Source organism: Streptomyces sp. NPDC057136 (assembly GCF_042670885.1).
Classification (GTDB): domain Bacteria; phylum Actinomycetota; class Actinomycetes; order Streptomycetales; family Streptomycetaceae; genus Streptomyces.
Map to the genome: position 1 here is coordinate 1 of NZ_JBHUUV010000049.1, position 17,447 is coordinate 17,447.

Below are 17,447 nucleotides of genomic sequence, written 5' to 3' on the forward strand. Positions count from 1 at the left end.
TCGTAGTTCGACGCGGGGCCGTCCGAGGAGATCATCACGTCCTGGGCGGTCGTCGGCGTCGGCGCGATCGTGATCGTCGGGTCGACCGTGACCGGATACTGCCGCTCCTTCGCGGCCAGCCACTTCGCATCCGGTGTGACCGTCAGCTTCCAGCCCTTGCCCGCCTTGGTGAGCTTCTGCTCGACAGCCGGGCTGTATCCGGCACCGTACGGGGCGGCGGCGTCCTTCCTCGCGTCCGTCATGAACGCGGCGGGGATCACGAGCACCGGGTTGGGTGCCTCGCCGTAGAACTTGACCGAGCCGTCCTTACCGGCCTTCGGCGTCAGACCACCGGCGTCCAGGGTGAACGTGAACGACACCGGACCGCTGGGACGTTGGGCCAGGACGATGTTCTCCTTCACCCGCCCCGGGCCCACCACATAGGACAGATCCGCGCCGCCCACCGCGTTCTTGTACGTCACGGTGTTGCCCTCGGCCACCGGGGCGAGCTTGCCCGCGTCCTCCAGGCCCAGCGTCACCGCATGGCCGTCGGCCTCGAACCGCAGCAGCCGCTCCGCGTCCGTACCGAACCAACTACGCGCCGCGTTCGTCGTGTTCGCCAGAGCGAAACCCTTGGCATCCGTCGGCTTGACCGTCGGGTCGATGTCCTTGAACGACTTGCCCGCACGGTAGCCCGTCGGTGTCACCGACACCTCGGCCTGCACCCGGCCGTCCGACAGCTGCCAGAACCGTTCGTTCGCCGTGCGCCTGCCCGTCAGCTCGGCAACACGCTTCGCCTTCGGAGCCGCCTTTCCGGCCGGCAATTTCTCCCGGCTCGCCAGCGTAGGATTCCCGCCAGTCGACGGCCCCTTTGGCCTATTCTCGTTGCCCTCGTCGTCTTCGTCGGAGAACCAGCCCGTGAAGGCATCAAAAATTCCCTCGCCGCCATCACCCGAAACCTCAGCCGCATAAGCGACCTGCGGCAGCATGGTGGAAGCCACCGCCGAAACCACGAGGCAGGCCGCAGCCCGCCCGAATCTGACTTTCACGCCGTTCCCTTCATCGGCGCGCCGGCGAGGGCGCCCTGCCGGTCGCGCTGAAGACCTGACCCGACCGGCCTGGCTCCGGGCATGCCGACTGGACCACCCCCCCGCACATGGGAAAAGTGGCCTCGCCGGAGACGTGTCGATCAAGGTCGGACGCTGTCTAACGGATTCCTCGAACCCCGGTCAAGGGAATTCATAATTCGGGCATTTGACTCCCGAACGAAATGAGTGTCCCAATTCAACCGCTTCTTCCCCGCCCTGGCACACGCGGATTTCGATGGTGTATAACCCAGGCGAACTCGCTTCGACCGAAAGTGCGGCCATGCCGACACCGCAGGACCGAACAGAACCGGAACAGTCAGAACCGTCCGAAACACCGGAAGTCGCCGGAAAGGTGTCCCGAAGCCCCGACCGCCGCGGCGCTGCTGCTCGCCTGCGGCGCGCTCATCACCTACGGAATCCTCGACACCGGCAACGAACAGGCCGACAAGGAGTCCGCGGCTCCCTGCCGCCGGTGGACGAGCGTGCGGAGGTCTGTCGGCCGCCGGGGCATGGCGCTGTACGGGTACCGGCAGGCGGCGTCGCGGTTGCGGGGCAGGGTGCTCGTGGCCTTTCCTCGCCGCTGGTGCCTGGAGTCCTACCGTCTGGCCTCTTCCTCGTCTGCGCTGGTCTCGTCCTCGATCAGCCCGTAGGGCGGCCGTTCCTCGGTCCAAGCCTTCGATCGGAATGTGGAAAGAATGTGGATCGAGCGAATCGCTGTCGCTACGACCCCTGAACCAGTGCGAACACGATCAACGTGACCCCAAGGGTGACGCAGAGCGCACCGGGCAGGTCGAACTTACGTCCGCTGTCGCGCTGTCGGTCCTTTGGGATCAGCACGAACGCGAGTAGCAGGGCAGGACCTGCCAAAGCGACATTGACCAGGAATACCGCTTCCCAGCCGAATGCGTGTGTCAGCAGTCCCCCGAGGAGTACGCCGATCACCAGTCCGGCCGCGCCGGCGCCGCCCCAGATCCCCAGCGCGCGGTTACGTACTCGGCCTTCGATGAACGTGACGTTAATTAATGAGCGCCAGCGTGGTGGGAAAGACCAGCGCGCCACCGAGACCTTGAAACGCGCGAGCGGCCAGGAGCACCCCGGGCCCGGTCACCAGTCCGCCCGCGAGCGCTGCTCCGGCGAAGAGGACAAGGCCGGTGGCCAGGACACGGCGTCGTCCGATGAGGTCTGCGGCGCGTCCGCCGAACAGCAGAAAACCGGCGGAGGCGACTGCGTAGGCGCTGATCACACATTGCAGCGTCTGCGCGGAATAGCCCAGGTCGCGTGCGATGTCAGGCAGCGCAACGACGATGTACTGGTCGAGCGAGACGATCAGCATGGCGAACGACAGCAGCGCGAGCATCCCTGTCTCAGGGTTCCAGCCGAACCCGCTTTGCGGAGGCCCTCCGACAGGTGACACAGCATCACTCCTCGGCGGGAGTCTTATAAGTCTGTTACATGCAGGTATATCACTATGACACCAGAGGGTGGACGTGACGGCTCACCGGCTCGATTGAGACGCTCTCAACGACGACCTCCCTCTGCGACCTCCGGAGAAGTGGAGCCGAGCCGGAGGGCGGTCACTCCCACTCTCCCGCAGGTAGGGCGACACACAGCACCGTGCCGGCTCTGCTCTCCGGGGCCCCGTACCGCACAACGGGGGGAGCTTGACCGGCAGGGCGCGGCTTTGTCCTGGTGGCCGACGGAGCCGCGCCCTGCCGCGTCACCCAGGGACGAGCGGCTATCGGCGAAGCGCGCCAGTGAGGAACGCAGCCGTTGCGGCCCGGATGAACGAGTTGTCGAATCGCGGATCGTCGTGGCCTGCTCCGGCGACGGTCATCAGTGTCGACTCGCTGCCGGCGCGGGATAGCCGCGAGTGCAGTGCCTCCGCGTCCGCGAGACCGGCGGAAGTGCGACGAAGATCGCTGTGTAGGGCCATGCCGGCGAGGTCGTCTGTGGCAGGACCTGCACGCACGATCGTCTGGAGCACGATGAACCGGATCTGGGCCGGAATCGACAGTGGTAAGACCCACCACCACTGCGTCGCCATCGACCAGGACGGCACGAAACTGCTGTCCCGGCGGGTGCTGAACGGAGAGCCTGAGTTACTCCAGCTCCTCCAAAGATGTCCTCGCCCTGGGAGACCACGTCACGTGGGCCCGACATGGCCGGCGGCGAGCCTGCACTCCTTCTGGCCCTCCTGACCGGACAAGTGGCACCACTGGATCAACTCCGATGTCTGCGTCGGCATTGGTCCGACTTTTAGAGGTTGTCTCACGTGGCAAGTTTCGCGAGCTTCTTGTAGCAGGTGAGGGCGGCGGCCATGGCCAGGCCTCGGCTCTGCCGGTCGTTGCGGACCACGTACGGGATCTTGAGACCACGAGCAGCCCATGGCAGGCTCATGCCGCATGATCGATGATTTCGCGAAAGACAACCTGCACGGGAGACTGCGGCGGGACCGCAAGGCGCTGCTCTGGAAACTCGACGGCTTGTCCGAATACGACGCCCGCCGACCTTTGACAGCGACCGGGACCAATCTCCTCGGCCTGGTCAAACACGTGGCCACCGTCGAGGCCAGGTACTTCGGCGAGGTCTTCGACCGTCCTTCCCTGGAACCGCTGCCCCGGTGGCAGGACTCCAACGGCAGCGATCTGTGGGCGACCGAGGACGAGACCCGCGATCAGATCATCGGGTTCTACCGGCGCACGTGGGAACACTCGGACGCGACGATCAACGAGCTTCCCCTCGACGCCCCCGGCCACGTGCCGTGGTGGCCGGAGCCTTATGCCGACACGAACCTGTTCGCCATCACGGTCCATGTCCTCGGCGAGTCCATCCGGCATGCCGGGCACGCCGATATCCTGCGCGAGGGACTCGACGGCCGGACCGGGTTGCGCGCCGAACACGAGAAGCAGATCGACGAGGAAGCCCGTGCAGCCTACTGCGCGAAGATCGAGCAGGCCGCCAGGTCGGCCGCACCAATCAAGGCTTAGAGGTTGTCTCACGTGACTTGATGTTCGTGCGGCACGCTGCCGGTCGTGGGTGCTGATCTATCGAATCGTCTGGTTCCTGATGAACTCTGGGAGCTGGCCGCCCCGTTGCTGCCGTCGTTCGCTGCTCGTCCGCAAGGTGGTGGGACCGCTCCGTGTGACGATCGGGCCGTGTTCACGACAGTGGTGTACGCGCTGACCAGCGGCTGTGCCTGGCGGCATCTGCCGCCGACGTTCGGCACGTCGCCCGCCACCGCGCATCGCCGCTTCACGGTATGGATCGAGGCCGGCCTGTGGCGTCGGCTGCACCGGGCGGTGCTGGACGAACTCGGGGCCCGGGGCGAGGTGGACTGGACCTCGGCGATCGTCGACGCGGCCTCCGTTCGCGCCAAAAGGGGGGATCGCTGACCGGGCCGAACCCGGTCGATCGCGGCAAGAAGGGCAGCAAGCTGCACGTGCTGTCCGATGCCCAGGGCATCCCGCTCGCCGTCGCCGTGTCCGGCGCGAACATGCACGACAGCCTCGCCCTCAAGCCGCTCATCCGCGGCATACCCGCCGTCCGGTCCCGCCGGGGACCACGGCGGCGCCGACCCGTCAAACTCCGCGCGGACAAGGCGTACTTCTCCGCCGAACACCTGGCCTGGCTGCGCGAGCGCGGGCTCGTCGCGCGCATCGCGCGGCCCGGCATCGAGTCCGGCGAACGCCTCGGTCGGCACCGCTGGAAGATCGAACGGTCGATCGCCTGGCTCTTCGGCTACCGCCGCCTCACCGTCCGATACGAACGAAAGGGCTCGCACTTCCTCGCCTTCCTCGGCCTGGCCGCCGCCCTGACCTGCTACAAGAAGCTCGCGAAACTTGCCACGTGAGACACCCTCTAAGAGCATCCGTCAGTAGGCGGTGAGTTGGGGATATCGGATGCGGGAGACGCTCGCTTTGCTCTCCTCCCGCCTTTGGCGAGCCAAATATTCAGCATGTATGCTGAATATTGATATCTTGAACATTCAGCGAGATGGGTGGGAGATGGTCGACGAGTCCGGGCGCCATGAGGATGGGTACGAGGCGGTGTTCAGTGCGCTGGCACACCCGGCGCGCCGACGGGTGCTGCTCACCATCTACTTCAACGGCGGATCGATGGCCGCCGGTGAGATCGCCGCAGTTTTCTCACACGCCTGGCAGACGACCACCCGCCACCTGCAGATCCTCGAGGCCGCTGGCCTGCTCAGCAGCGCACGCGACGGCCGCATGCGGATCTACCGCCTCGAACGCAAGCGCCTGGACCTCGTTCGGGACTGGCTCGCGTACTTCTCCATCACGCCCGACCCCACGAAGGAGACCCCCTGACATGGCCGCTGCCACCGCACCGGTTACCCGGCCCGACACTCCTGAGCTCTTCCGCCTCAGCGTCGAGGTCGGCGACCTCGACCGGGCCATCGCCTTCTACAGCGAGCTGTTCGGCATCGAAGGCCACCGGCAGGCCGGAGCCCGCTCCTACTTCGACTGCGGGCCCGTCACCCTGTCAGTCATGGACGTCTCGGCCAACGGAACGCCGCACACCGCGGCGAAGGCCCTGTACTTCACCGTCGAAGACCTCGAAGCCGTCTTCGCCCGCGCCAAGGTCCTCGGTTGCCTGTCCACGGAACTCGTCCACGACCAGAGCGCCGGGGCCATCGTCGTCCGCCCGTGGGGCGAGCGGTCGTTCTACGCCGATGATCCCTGGGGCAACCCGCTGTGCTTCGTCGAGCGCGGCACCGTATACGCGGGCTGACTTCCGCGGCCATCTCTTTCGAGCGTCCGCCCACGGGCAGTGACACGTCGAGACGGACGGCACGGCGGCCACGAATTTGATGATCATGAAGTTGTCTGCACTCTGTGCTCATCGGGAGGGTTCGTGTCCGTCGTGCCTGCGTCCATCTTCACGCCGATCCGTGAGGAGTTCCTCGCCTCGCTGCCGGGTCGTGAGGACGCTCACCCGCTGGGCTGCCACAACCCGCGGATTCCGGACAGGATTGTGTTTGGCCGACTGGCCCTGGCGCTGGTCTCCGGGATGGGCTACGAACGAGTCGCCGACGAGGCATGCTCGGCGACCACGATCCGCCGCAGGCGGGACGAGTGGATCGAATCCGGCGTCATTGGCCACTTGGTCCTCGCGGTGCTCGCCGCCTATGACCAGATGGTGGGGCATCAGCTGGCAGAGCTGGCTGCGGACGGGTGCATCACCAAGGCACCCTCCGGCGGCGAGTGCGCCGGGCGGAGCCCCGGTCGACCGGGGCAAGCAGGGCACCAAGCGGTCCCCGCTCACCGACGGCTACGGGATACCCGTCATCACCGTGCCCGCCGGCACCAACACGCGCGACCATACCCTGCTGCCTCAAACCCTCGATGAATTCGCCGAGTTGACCGACTGTATCGGCCACACCCCGCAAGACCCAAGGCTGAGCCTGGACGTCGGCTACGACTACCAGCCCGTCTACACCGACCTGCGTGAACGCGGCATCTCACTGCGCATCACTCGGCGCGGTACGAAGACCCCGATCCAGACCGACGGCCGCTGGGTGGTAGAGCGCACGAACTCGTGGGTTGAAGGTTTGGCGTCGATGGTGTGACGACATGCCGCAGTTCGCCGAGAGCTCCGGCGTTCCGGCCACGATGCTGCGCTTCTACGAGGATGCCGGGCTGCTACCCGTCGAGCGCGCGCCGTCCGGCCGGGCAGAAGGTCTCCGACGCGACGATCACCACGACGGTGCCGCTGATGGCCGCCACTGTGCTGGTGGTGGTCGCCTCCCGGGTCCCCAAGCTCGGCGACAGCCTCGCCGATGTCGCCGCAGTCGTCCCGTTCTACGTCGTCTTCCTGTCGGTATTCGAGGGTTGCAGTACTCGCCGTAGAGCGAGCAGTTTCCGTACCCGACTCGGTCACGTCAACGGTGACAAGGTGTAGAGCTCTCGCTGAACGGGCGCTGTCGGCGCGAAGACGCCGGAGCAAGAAGAGGACCGGCCTCTTGCGGTGAACCCGCGCCGGCCGCCCGCGCTCCGGTGCGGGCTTTCACCCACTGCCACCGCGCCGTACGGGCCCCTCCCGGCAGCGGCAATCCCGCGCGGCAGAAGGCTCACCCGGCGCTACGAGGTTCACGGCGCCGGTACGGCACCGATCTGCTGCATCACCCCGAGGAGATCGGGCTGGCCCCGTTCGCCGACGATCCGGCCGCCGGCCAGGTAGTAGAAGTTCATGGCCTGCACCGAGATCTTGTTGCCGCTCGCCGGGATCCCGAAGAAGTCACCGTCGTGGGTTCCCCGCATGGTGAACCGCGCGGCCACGGTGTCGCCTTCGGTGACCGTCTCCTCCAGCGTCCACTGGACGTCGGGGAAGGCGCTGCGCATCATCCCGATGACTTCCAAGTACCCATCGGGCCCCCGCAGTGGTTCCGGGTGGCTTGGCGCGTGGAACACCGCGTCCGGAGAAATGACCTCGCGGGCGAGATCCTCGTTGCCCGTGTTGATGAACTCGACGAAACGGTTCATCACTGACTCGGTGGACTGCGATGGCATCTTGCTGTGCCTCTCCGGAGACGTTTGGGCGGGTACCGGCGAGCGTAACATCGAATCGATGTTCACATCGATTCGATGTTCGCGTGCGAAGATGGACTCATGCTGGAACTCGCGATACTCGGCTTCCTCGCCGAGGGACCCCTGCCCGGACACGAGCTGCGCCGCCGCATCTCACAGCTGACCGGCTACACGCGGCCGGTCAGCGACGGCAGCCTGTACCCGGCGATCAATCGCCTGACCAGGGCGGGCTTGATCGAGCGGCGCTCAGACCCGGCCGCGGGGGCGGCCCGATACGTGCTTAGCCCGACCGCGGCCGGACGGGCCGACATGCTTCAGCGCCTGCGCAAGCCCGCCGACCACGAGATCACCGACTTCACCCGGTTCTACGTCGTCCTGGCCTTCCTCTCCCACCTGCCCGACGTGGCCGAACAGCACGCGGTGCTGCGCAGACGGCTGGAGTTCCTGGAAGAGCCGGCGAGTTTCTTCTACGACAGCGAGCGGCCCCTGCGTGCCGAGGAGGTCGCCGACCCCTACCGGCGGGGCATGCTGCTCACCGCCCGCGCCACCAGCCGCGCCGAACGGACCTGGCTGCGCGAGACCCTCGGGGAGAAGCCGCCCGTATTCGACGCCGCATGCATCGACAGCGATCCGCATGCGCCCGCCGCTCCCGCGAGCTGACTGTCCACGGAGGTACCCCCATGCTTGCTTCCTGGTATGACGACCAGGGCCCCGCCGCCGATGTCCTGCACGTCGGTGAACTCCCTGATCCCGTCCCCGGCCCCGGCGAGGTCCGCGTCCGCGTCACCGTCTCGGGCGTCAACCCCGGCGACACCAAGAAACGGCGCGGCTGGCTCGGCTCGTCCATGCCCCTCCCGCGGGTGATCCCGCACAGCGACGGCGCCGGAGTCATCGACGCCGTGGGCGCCCAAGTCGACGCCCGCCGCGTCGGACAGCGGGTCTGGGTATACGGCGCCCAGTCCTACCGCCCCTTCGGCACAGCCGCCCAGTACACCGTCGTACCCGACCACCAAGCCGTACCTCTGCCAGATCATCTGAGTGATGAGCTGGGGGCGAGCCTCGGCATCCCCGGCATCACCGCCCACCGCACCGTCTTCGCAGACGGCCCGGTCGACGGCCAACTGGTCCTGGTCCACGGAGTTCTCGGCGGCGTCGGCTCCCTGGCCGCCCAGCTCGCCCACTGGGCCGGCGCCACCGTGATCGCCACCGTCCGCCGAACCGCGGACCTCAACCGCGTCGACGCGGCCGTCGTCTCCCACGCCGTCGCCCTGGATACCGGCGACCCCGCCGCGGCCATCCGCTCGTACGCGCCGCGGGGCGTCGACCGGATCATCGAGGTCGCACTGTCCGACAACGCCGATCTCGACAACGCCGTCGCCGCCAACAACGCCGTCATCGCCGCCTACGCCACACGCACGGACCGCACCGAGATCCCCTTCTGGCCTCTGCTGTTCAACAACGTCACCCTGCGGCTGCTCGGCAGCGACGACTTCCCCGCCGAGGCCAAGCGCCAGGCCGCCCGCGACCTCACCTCCGCCGCCGCCGTCGGCGCCCTCACCGTCGCCGTCGGCGACCGTCACCCGCTGGACGACATCGCCAAGGCCCACGACCGCGTCGACGCCGGCGGTGGCCACGGCCGCATCCTGCTCACCATCCCCCAGTAGCGCAGACTCGGAACACTGCTCTGTTCAACTGCCTAGCCCTACGGGGCGGCCCGTCGCGCTGCCAAGTAATCGGACGAGCTCTCCATCGAGCGCGGTGTCGGCGGGCAGGTCGGCGGCAACGATCTCGGAAAGGCACCGGTCACGTCACCGCCGACGCGGGAGCGGATCAGCACACGCCGTCGGCCCGCCGGCCCACGAGTGCCCGGTAGCCGTCCCACTTGGGCTCCGCCGCATGATCCGGCAGGGACCAAGTCGAAGGCATGGTGGACGTCTTCCACCGCACGCCGTGGGGTTGGACGGTGTCGCCCGGTTAGCGGATCCGGGGCAGGGCCTTGTCCGGGTGCGCGGCGTGTACGTACTTCACGGCGATGCCGGGGTGGATGCCGAAGAGGCGGACGAGGTGGACCGGGTCGGCGGTCTCCCGGGCCTCGTCCAGGATGCGGTCGGCCCATACCTGCCGTGGCAGCAGACCGATCTGGTCGAACGCGGCCCGTATCGCGCAGTAGCTGATCTGGGGAGAGGCCGGGTGCCGGTAGGTCTGGGAGGTGATGAGCAGGTGCGGGTTGGTGGCCTGGGGCCAGCGGCGGCGGCGCTCGCGCAGCCAGTCGGTCGCCAGGTCGGTGCTCAGGTCGTCGAGGTAGACGAGGTGGATGCCTTCACCCCGGCGCACCGCCAGTGTCCGGCGGGCGAGGTCGGGGTCGGCCAGGTCGAGCCGGGCGACCTCCACGGCACGCACGGCGTGGATGGCGACCAGAGCGACGATGAGGCGCGCGGCGGGACCATCCAGCCGGTCCAGGGCTCCGGCCAGTCGATCGCTGGACAAGGGCCGCGGCAGGTGTACTCCAGCAGGCAACTGCAGCCCGGCCGTGGGGTTGAGGAAGATCAGCCGCTCCTGCTTCAGGGCCCGGAAAATGCTGCGCAGCACGCTGAGCAGCCCGCGGGCCACGTTGCCCTGATGGCGGGCGAGTTCGCTCGTGATGTGATCGGTGGTGACCTGCCGCAGGTCCAACCCGGCCCCTGTCCACGCGGTCAGGGTCGGCCAGGCGATGCGCAGATAGTGACGGATGCGCCGGAAGCCGGCTGGGGCGTGCCGGTAGCGGCCGCGACCGCGCAGCACCCGCACCCAGGCGCTCAGCTGGTCGGCCATCGGAGCGGGAAGCTGAGCGATCCGCGTGTGCAGGGCCTTCTCGTCGTACCGGTCGCGCCGTTCCTGGCTCAAGTCCGGTACGTGTGAGGGTGCTTGGTGCTGAATGTCGGTGAGCAGCTGTGCGGGTGTCTCGGAGAGTTCGTCCGCCTCCAGCAGCGCGTGCGCGAGGAGGAAGGAGATCACGCGGCGCGTGGCAGCGGTGCCGGCCGCAACGGTCCCGGCCAAGGAACGTACGTCCCGCTCGGGGATCGGCACGTGCGGCCCCAGCCGGGCCAGCAGAGTATGCAAGACCACGGCCGCACCGCCCGGCACGTTGCGTTTGTCGGCGAGCCAGGACCGCGGGTAGGCGGAAGTGAAGGTATCCAGCAGCTCCTGCGCCGGAGCCGGCAGTGGAGACAACGGTGGCAGCGCGATGACGCGGGCGCGCTGCTTGCGCTGTCAGGTCCGCGGCATCGAGAACAGACAAAGCTGCCCCGGGCCTACCGGCATAGCCACCGTCTGTCCCTCCGGGGAGGGCGTCGTGCGGGGCCGGGCGCGTGAACGAGAGGCTGGGCCGGACCGGTTGTGCACGACGAAGCCCAGCTCCCCGGCCCGCCGCTTGAGCTGGTGCGCGAGCGGTCCGGCGAAGGCGAGTTGCGTGAAGGACACCGCCGCCGACTCAGCGCCGACTTCGCGCACGTAGGCCAGGCAGGCGCGGCACAAGCCCTCCTCCGCGTGCAGCGGCAGATCGTCCCGCCGGCATCTCGGACATCGGTCCACCCGGTAGCGCTCACGGTTGTTCCGCCATTCGCGACACCCACGGCACCGGGTTGCCGTAACGCCCCAGCACGCACAGTCCGCGCAGGACCGCACCGGCCAGGCCGCCGAGGGCGGGGCCGTGCGCGGCCTCAACATCCCTGCCTGCGCCAGCAGTTCAGCGGCGGCAGCTTTCAACGGTAACTGCACCTGATCGAGCATCTCCTGCGCGATCAGTTCCTCCCCCTCGGCATCCCGGATTGCCAGCGCACACCTGATCAGCCGCAGCACCATCTTCGGCCACGTCCCGGACAGCCCCGCATTCGCCGCCCGCTGCCCGGCGAGCGCCTGCAGGACCTCCTCCTCCGGCCACGTACGGCCACTGATCCGCCGGGCATCGCTCCGCTCCAGGCGCCGCCGGACCGGAAACAACATCAGTTGCCCGCGCATCACCGCCGGACAGATCCTCGGGTCGTCGACCAGCTGCCGCACCTCACGCGGCCCCAGATAGGGAGCAGCCGCGCCCCGGGGACGCGGCAGGTTCCGTGCACCCTGCCGGCCCAGACCCAGCACGAAGACGTGCAGCTGGGTCGGCCCCGGGAAGACGGCATCGATACCTGCCCGGATCTCTTCCCGCACCGCGATCACGCACGGACGGCACAGTCCGTCACCGTCCACAGCCCCGACCCGGCAGCACCGCGGACACCGCGCCGTCCCCCGGTTCTCCAGCCAGCCACGACAGCTCCAGCACAGCCCTTCCCACAGACGCGACACGCCCCAGTCCAGGCAGAGCCCACACTGCCGCACCACCACCGCAGCCCCCACCGTCAGTTCGGCGGCCGCAGCCGGCGCGGGCCGTCCCGGCGCGGCACCGGCCGCACCGGCCCCGCCTCGCCGCCAACCGCCCGCTCCTGCTCCTCCTGGCCCCCGGCGGCAGCCACCGGCTCGGCCTCCATCAGGTCGGCCACCGTGCACCCCAGCGCCGCAGAGATCTTGTCCAGGTCCTCCAGCCGCACCGTCACCGGAGTGCCGCCCCACAGAGCGGCGACCTTGCTCAGCGACGGCGTGAACCCCACCTTCGCGAACGCCGCCTGTAGGTCGACCGGCCGCCAGATGTCGCGCTTGGCCGCTGCCCAGCGCAGATTCCACTTCACCGCAAACTCCCCCTATCCGCGACCAGCCGCTGCCCGGCCCGCGCCGCCGACTGCCGCCAGCGGTCCGCCTGCTCAGGATCGGCCTGGGCCGTTGCCAGGTAATTGACCGTCGTAGTCGTCCAGATATGTCCGAGCATCCGCTGCACCTCCCACAACGTCATGCCGCGCTCGTAGTTGTGGGTGGCGCACGCGTGGCGCAGCAGATGCGGGAACAACTCCGGCACCGGACCCGGCAGATACAGCCGCGACGCCGACTTCAGCGCCCGCCGGAACGTCGCCGGGACGATCGCCGGCGCGATCGGAAGGTTCAGCGCCGCCACCGGCTTCGGTAGCCGCTCGGAGGGAAACAGCGGCGCCCCCGGATGCTCCGGGTCATCCTGGAACAGGCCGCGGACCTCCTCCACGTACCACCACAGCAGCTCGCGGCCCTCCTCGAACAGGAATGCCTCCCGCGGCCTCGGACCGGACCCGCGGGCTCCCTTGCCCTGGACCACGAACCGGCCCCACCGGCCCGACTCCCAGTGCACGTCACCAAGCGCCACCCCGCACAGCTCCGCAGCCCGCACCCCGGACACGTAGGCGATCTTCGCCATCACATAGTCCCGGCACGCCACCGCCTCCTTACGGGCCTGCGGCAAAGCATTCCGCCACGCCGTGAAGAACTCCCGCATCGCCCGCGGCGAAGGAGGCACCCGCAACCCGAAGTCGCCACGATGACGGGGCCGGTTGAACGGGTCAACCGGCGACTCCACGACCGCCCCGAACAGCCGATGGATCTCCCCGGCGTACCGCTGCTCCAGGAACGCGAAGTACGCATCGATCTTGCTGATCTTCGCAAGGACCGTCGACCGGGCACGCTTGCCCGGACCCGCGAAGTAACGGTCCAACGCGGCCGGCGTGAGCTGCCACGGCACGACGTCGTAGTGCTCGCACAGCTCGATCACCGGCTTGACCAGCTGGTCAATCGACGACGGCATCAACCCCGCCGCATCCCGCGCCCACTGGTACTCCGCGAGTGTGTCGAAGAAGTACGACCGCTCATCCTGCTGCCCCGAACGGTTCCGGTAGGTATGGAGAGAGAAGACCTCTGCCAGACCGACCGCATCACGTCCAGGGGGCAGGGAACGGGTTTCGGATTCCCCCATGAACCCGCAGATTACGAGTGCCACTCGCAGAATCTGCGAGTGATTGCGGGAATCTCACACCCCTGAGGGACGGCTCGAACATGGGTCTCCTACCTGCTGACTTCACCCGATCGTGCCCCTGGTCCCCACTCAGGAACCCGTGCGTACTCCAGTTATGTAGGACGCCGGGAGCTGTGCGGCCAGCAGCCGCGCCCGCGGCACACTGGACGCCGCCCGGGACTGCGCGGCCCCGAAAATCCAGGCGGCCGTTCCGCCAGATCACCGCCTCGCCGTTTATGCGAGCCATCACAGCTGTCTCATCAACAAGCGTGTGTTCCACCCCAGATCACCACCGTGAGTGATCTGGGAAAGGAAGAAGGGCACCGATGCTCCTACTCTGGGATGGTGGCCAGGTCCGGATCGAACTGGACCCCCGTCGGAGAGTCGTGTGGTCGATTTCGGCTACGAGCCCGGGGGCGGCGTTCCCCCGGTATCGGTGCTCGTTGGATTCGTCAGGATCGCGCTCGCGACAACGTCGAAGAGGTGATCGGCGCGTGGGGCGAGCGAGGGTTGATCGCCGAGCCACGCGAGCGCCGCTATCAGCGCGAACAGATCCGTGCCATCGATATCGGTCCGCGCTGTGCCTGCGGCCTGGGCGCGGGTGAGGAGTCGCGCACCGGCTGCGCGCAGGGTGACGCATGAAGCGTGGAGTGCGGATTCGGTGTCCTCGATGGCGGCTGCCATCAGCACTGTGACGCCCCGGTACTCGGTTGTCCACGCGACGCAGCCGCGTAGCCACGAAGCGAGAGCATCTTCGGGCGAGCTCGACGTCTCGAGTTCGGCTGCCCTTGCCGTCAGCTCGTCGAAGCTCGAGCGGAGCAGGGCATCGAGCAGCGCCTCACGCGTCGGGTAGTGACGCAGCAGCGTGGCGAGCCCTACACCGGCCCTGCGCGCGATGTCGCGCAGTGACACGTCGACGCCTTGCTCGGCGATGGCGGTGCCCGCTATTGCGAGCAGATGGTCGCGGTTCTTCCTGGCGTCGGCCCGCATCTGTTCCCCTTGACTATCCGGATCAGTGGTCCATATATTCGCACCAGTGGTCCGCTTATGTGGATCGCTGATCCGAATAAGTCTATCCCGCAGCGCGGGCAGGAGAAAATGATGCCGACGCACACGATGAGGGCGGTCCGGCTCCATGAGCACGGCGGCCCTGAGGTTCTGCGTTACGACGAGGTGCCGATTCCCGAGCCGGGGCCGGGCGAGGTGCTCGTTCGCGTTCACGCGGTCGGCATCAACCCCCCCGACTGGTACCTGCGCGACGGGATGTCCAACCTGCCTCCGAAGACGAGGCCGAAGTTCAGCTTGCCCGTGATTCCAGGGACGGACCTGTCGGGCGTCGTCGAGGCCGTCGCCGCGGATGTGGACGGCCTCGCCGTCGGTGATGAAGTCTTCGGTCTCCTTCGCTTCCCGAGCTTCGACGGCAGCACATACGCCGAGTACGTGGCCGCGCCTGCGTCGGACCTTGCGCGCAAACCGGCCGGCATCGACCACGTACACGCCGCCGGGGCGCCCATGGCGGGGCTCACCGCGTGGCAGTTCCTGATCGAGGTCGGACATGATCACCCCTCGCCCTTCCAGGCGGCGCGGCATCGTCCGACGGCTCTCCACGCCAACGTGACGGTGCTTATCAACGGCGCCGCGGGCGGCGTGGGGCACTTCGCGCTACAGCTGGCGAAATGGAAGGGTGCATGTGTCATCGCGGTGGCATCGGGCGCGCATGAATCGTTCCTGCGCGAACTCGGCGCCGACGAGTTCATCGACTACACCAAGAGTCGTCCCGAGGAACTCGTGCACGCCGTCGACCTCGTTCTCGACACCGTCGGCGGCCCCGACAGCAAACGCTTCCTGCGCACGCTCAAGCGCGGCGGCGCCCTGTTCCCGGTGTTCTTTGGTGAATACGACGACGAAGAGACCGTGAGGCTGGGCGTCACGGTCTCGGGCGCCCAGGTCCGCTCGAACGGAGCGCAGCTCGCTGAACTGGGACGCCTGCTCGACGCGGGGACGGTTCGCGTCGCGATCGACAGCACGTTTCCGCTCGCGGATGCCCGAGCCGCGCACGAACGCGCCGCCCGAGGGCACATCCAGGGCAAGATCGTGCTCACGGTCGCTTAGAAGCGAGCCGTTTCACCGACGCGTCCGGCGCCCGTCCGCGGTCACCGGTGGCCATCGAGACGCCGATGCCGAGAGCTTGGGGCGCGTCTGGGGCGCCGCGTGGGGCCAGCCACGGAGCAGCGGCCGGGTGGGTGATCGGGTCGGGCATCCGGCGGAGGTGCGACGGGCGCGATCGTGTCGGACGTGTGTGGTCGGCGCAGAGTGAATTACGTGGAGCTGAAGGCGCCGCTGATGGGGAATTGCATGAACGCTCACAGTCCACGCCCTCGCGCCGTCCCGATGGCCGGTACCGCCGCGATCGGGGCGGTTGTGCATCTGCCGGCCACCGTCATCAAGGAGGGCCGGGACCTGTCCTCGATGGGCGGCCTCCTGGCCGACACCGCCTACCGTCTGCTGCCGGCCTGGCGGCCCGGCCTCACTTCACGTGCCGGCCGAAGAACCGGTTCCCGTCCTCCACCTCGAACCACGGGGTACCGGTGTGCCCGCCCACAGACCGTTGTCCGAGCCGCGGTCAGGCCCGGTGACGAAGCCGCCGACGAAGACCGAGATGTCAGCGATGATCCGTGTCATGCCGGGGCAGACCCGATCCGTCGCACGAACCGGTTTACGGGCGCGCATGCGCAGTCAGCAAGCGGGCGCGGCCTACGTCTGAATGCCGGATCGGGCGCGGCGGGTTGGGGCATGCTGGGGGTGCGCTCACGCGCTCTACTTCGGTGGCAGGAGGACGGTCGGTGTTACGCATTCACTTCACGGCGGAAGACCTCGCCCGGACACGGGTGGCCGCAACGATCGGCGTCGCAGCGGAGGTCTACTACAGCCTGGAGCTGCTGAGAGAGAACCGGGAGCTTCCTCACTTCCGCTCGTGGCGGTCAGCGGTCGCGGGCCGGATGGGAGCGGACACGCGCCCCCTGACGTCCCTGGTTCCGGTGCGCGGTCCCGGGCTTGATCTGCTAGCCCTGATGGGCGATGTGCCCTCTCTGGACCACGCCGTGGACAACCTGCTGCACGCCCCGGTGTCCCGGCTGCGACGGGAGTTCGAGGGTCTCGACTTCCGCCCCGGACACCTGCCATGGGCCAGGCGGGTGTCCGAGGGCGACCGCGACGCGCGGCGGGAGCTCGCCGAGGCCGTGCGCGCCTGCCATCGGCTGACGGTGGAGCCCTACTGGCATCGAGGGCGGTCCGAACTGGTCGCGCTGTCCACCCGTTGCGCGAACCTGGTGTTGGAGGGAGGCATCGATCTGCTGCTGCGTTCGATCTGCGCACCACTGGTCCGCTGGCGTCCGCCGGTGCTCGAAGCTCCCTACCCGCGCCGAGTTGAGGTGCGTCTCCAGGGAAGGGGACTGATCATCACGCCCACGGTCTTCTCGAACCGCCCGGTGAGCTTTCTGTGGGACCCGCTCGATACCGCCCAGCCACCCCGACTGACCGTGCCGGCTCTCCGCCGGCCGCTGACAGGTACCGGACCGGCAGAAGCGGACGGCTCCGTCGTGCGGAACCTGGAGTCTTTGCTCGGCCGCACGCGAGCTGCCGCCCTGCATGTGACAGCAGAAGGCTGCACGACGAGCGAACTGGCCCGCCGCCTCAACGTCACGGCCGCAGCGGCCAGTCAGCACGCGACAGTGCTGCGGAACACGGGCCTCATCACCACCAGCCGCCGAGGCGGGTCCGTGCTGCACCTCATCACCCCCCTCGGGCTGGCCCTGCTGCGGACCGGTGCCCTGACGGAACCGTGAGGCCCGAGGGCACCGCGGCGTCAGACCGGTGAGCGCAGTGCCGCCCTGCTCGGGTGCCACCGGACACTCGTGCCGAGGTGCGTGAGGGCCGCGCCTGCCGTCCTGG

General features: G+C 68.3%; 18 protein-coding genes and 4 pseudogenes. 11 read left to right on the top strand and 11 right to left on the bottom strand.

The genetic code is table 11. From position 1 onward, the window contains the following. The 3 genes and pseudogenes from ACFT7S_RS34730 to ACFT7S_RS34740 all read right to left on the bottom strand — a co-directional run. Positions 1-968 (bottom strand): annotated as a pseudogene (locus tag ACFT7S_RS34730) (sugar-binding protein); the annotation flags it as partial. An 819-nt stretch (positions 969-1,787) separates the two neighbouring features. Continuing rightward, complete coding sequence (locus tag ACFT7S_RS34735; RefSeq protein WP_382739180.1) at positions 1,788-2,126, bottom strand: MFS transporter; 339 nt, start codon at positions 2,124-2,126, stop codon at positions 1,788-1,790. Then, positions 2,083-2,424 (bottom strand): MFS transporter, encoded by a 342-nt coding sequence (locus ACFT7S_RS34740; RefSeq protein WP_382739183.1) that lies wholly within the window; start codon positions 2,422-2,424, stop codon positions 2,083-2,085. The genes ACFT7S_RS34735 and ACFT7S_RS34740 overlap by 44 nt, the downstream gene beginning before the upstream one ends. Before the next feature lie 628 nt (positions 2,425-3,052). Between ACFT7S_RS34740 and ACFT7S_RS34745 the strand changes: the two genes are divergently transcribed. Then, the gene (locus tag ACFT7S_RS34745) at positions 3,053-3,265 is read left to right on the top strand and encodes a transposase (protein WP_382739266.1); all 213 of its coding nucleotides are present in this window, start codon (positions 3,053-3,055) and stop codon (positions 3,263-3,265) included. Positions 3,266-3,335: 70 nt separating this feature from the next. Here ACFT7S_RS34745 and ACFT7S_RS34750 read toward each other — a convergent pair whose 3' ends face one another. After that, positions 3,336-3,464 carry a hypothetical protein gene (locus tag ACFT7S_RS34750; protein WP_281066960.1) on the bottom strand — a complete coding sequence of 43 codons (129 nt, stop codon included), beginning with the start codon at positions 3,462-3,464 and terminating at the stop codon, positions 3,336-3,338. Between the two features lie 5 nt (positions 3,465-3,469). On the opposite strand from ACFT7S_RS34750, the gene ACFT7S_RS34755 reads away from it, so the two are divergent. The 6 genes and pseudogenes from ACFT7S_RS34755 to ACFT7S_RS34780 all read left to right on the top strand — a co-directional run. Next, complete coding sequence (locus ACFT7S_RS34755) at positions 3,470-4,054, top strand: DinB family protein (protein WP_382739186.1); 585 nt, start codon at positions 3,470-3,472, stop codon at positions 4,052-4,054. Positions 4,055-4,099: 45 nt separating this feature from the next. After that, positions 4,100-4,917 (top strand): IS5 family transposase gene (locus ACFT7S_RS34760; protein WP_382739189.1). Its coding sequence is split into 2 segments (ribosomal slippage): positions 4,100-4,442 and positions 4,442-4,917, totalling 819 coding nucleotides; the frame shifts between segments, so codons are not numbered across the junction. A gap of 127 nt (positions 4,918-5,044) precedes the next feature. Beyond that, positions 5,045-5,392, top strand: coding sequence for an ArsR/SmtB family transcription factor (locus ACFT7S_RS34765; protein ID WP_382739191.1), 348 nt, complete (start codon positions 5,045-5,047; stop codon positions 5,390-5,392). A gap of 1 nt (position 5,393) precedes the next feature. Next, on the top strand, positions 5,394-5,816 hold the full coding sequence (locus ACFT7S_RS34770) for a VOC family protein (protein ID WP_382739193.1): 423 nt from the start codon (positions 5,394-5,396) through the stop codon (positions 5,814-5,816). A gap of 123 nt (positions 5,817-5,939) precedes the next feature. Further along, positions 5,940-6,648: pseudogene (locus ACFT7S_RS34775) on the top strand (IS5/IS1182 family transposase); the annotation flags it as partial. Between the two features lie 89 nt (positions 6,649-6,737). Beyond that, a pseudogene (locus ACFT7S_RS34780) lies at positions 6,738-6,908 on the top strand (arsenic resistance protein); the annotation flags it as partial. 266 nt (positions 6,909-7,174) lie between these two features. On the opposite strand, the gene ACFT7S_RS34785 reads toward ACFT7S_RS34780, so the two are convergent. Then, entirely contained in the window at positions 7,175-7,567 is a 393-nt protein-coding gene (locus ACFT7S_RS34785; RefSeq protein WP_382739196.1) for an ester cyclase, read from the bottom strand. Between the two features lie 126 nt (positions 7,568-7,693). Here ACFT7S_RS34785 and ACFT7S_RS34790 point away from each other — a divergent pair, with 126 nt between their 5' ends. Next, positions 7,694-8,272, top strand: a complete 579-nt coding sequence (locus tag ACFT7S_RS34790) for a PadR family transcriptional regulator (RefSeq protein WP_382739199.1) — start codon at positions 7,694-7,696, stop codon at positions 8,270-8,272. A 20-nt stretch (positions 8,273-8,292) separates the two neighbouring features. After that, positions 8,293-9,276 (top strand): NADPH:quinone reductase, encoded by a 984-nt coding sequence (locus ACFT7S_RS34795; protein WP_382739201.1) that lies wholly within the window; start codon positions 8,293-8,295, stop codon positions 9,274-9,276. Positions 9,277-9,586: 310 nt separating this feature from the next. Here ACFT7S_RS34795 and ACFT7S_RS34800 read toward each other — a convergent pair whose 3' ends face one another. The 5 genes from ACFT7S_RS34800 to ACFT7S_RS34820 all read right to left on the bottom strand — a co-directional run bounded on the left by ACFT7S_RS34800 (position 9,587) and on the right by ACFT7S_RS34820 (position 14,486). Further along, a complete protein-coding gene (locus tag ACFT7S_RS34800; protein WP_382739204.1) occupies positions 9,587-10,822 on the bottom strand; it encodes a hypothetical protein in 1,236 nt (411 codons plus the stop codon). A 39-nt stretch (positions 10,823-10,861) separates the two neighbouring features. Next, positions 10,862-11,806, bottom strand: a complete 945-nt coding sequence (locus tag ACFT7S_RS34805; protein WP_382739207.1) for a hypothetical protein — start codon at positions 11,804-11,806, stop codon at positions 10,862-10,864. A gap of 179 nt (positions 11,807-11,985) precedes the next feature. Then, entirely contained in the window at positions 11,986-12,312 is a 327-nt protein-coding gene (locus ACFT7S_RS34810; RefSeq protein WP_382739210.1) for a helix-turn-helix domain-containing protein, read from the bottom strand. After that, positions 12,309-13,457, bottom strand: coding sequence for a tyrosine-type recombinase/integrase (locus tag ACFT7S_RS34815; RefSeq protein ID WP_382739213.1), 1,149 nt, complete (start codon positions 13,455-13,457; stop codon positions 12,309-12,311). Before ACFT7S_RS34815 ends, ACFT7S_RS34810 begins: the two co-directional genes overlap by 4 nt. Before the next feature lie 441 nt (positions 13,458-13,898). Continuing rightward, positions 13,899-14,486 carry a TetR/AcrR family transcriptional regulator gene (locus ACFT7S_RS34820; protein ID WP_382739214.1) on the bottom strand — a complete coding sequence of 196 codons (588 nt, stop codon included), beginning with the start codon at positions 14,484-14,486 and terminating at the stop codon, positions 13,899-13,901. 111 nt (positions 14,487-14,597) lie between these two features. On the opposite strand from ACFT7S_RS34820, the gene ACFT7S_RS34825 reads away from it, so the two are divergent. Then, the gene (locus ACFT7S_RS34825) at positions 14,598-15,608 is read left to right on the top strand and encodes an NADP-dependent oxidoreductase (RefSeq protein ID WP_382739267.1); all 1,011 of its coding nucleotides are present in this window, start codon (positions 14,598-14,600) and stop codon (positions 15,606-15,608) included. A gap of 480 nt (positions 15,609-16,088) precedes the next feature. On the opposite strand, the pseudogene ACFT7S_RS34830 reads toward ACFT7S_RS34825, so the two are convergent. Next, positions 16,089-16,178: pseudogene (locus ACFT7S_RS34830) on the bottom strand (dihydrofolate reductase); the annotation flags it as partial. Between the two features lie 161 nt (positions 16,179-16,339). On the opposite strand from ACFT7S_RS34830, the gene ACFT7S_RS34835 reads away from it, so the two are divergent. Continuing rightward, a complete protein-coding gene (locus ACFT7S_RS34835; RefSeq protein WP_382739217.1) occupies positions 16,340-17,341 on the top strand; it encodes an ArsR/SmtB family transcription factor in 1,002 nt (333 codons plus the stop codon). The last annotated feature ends 106 nt before the right edge of the window (positions 17,342-17,447 follow it).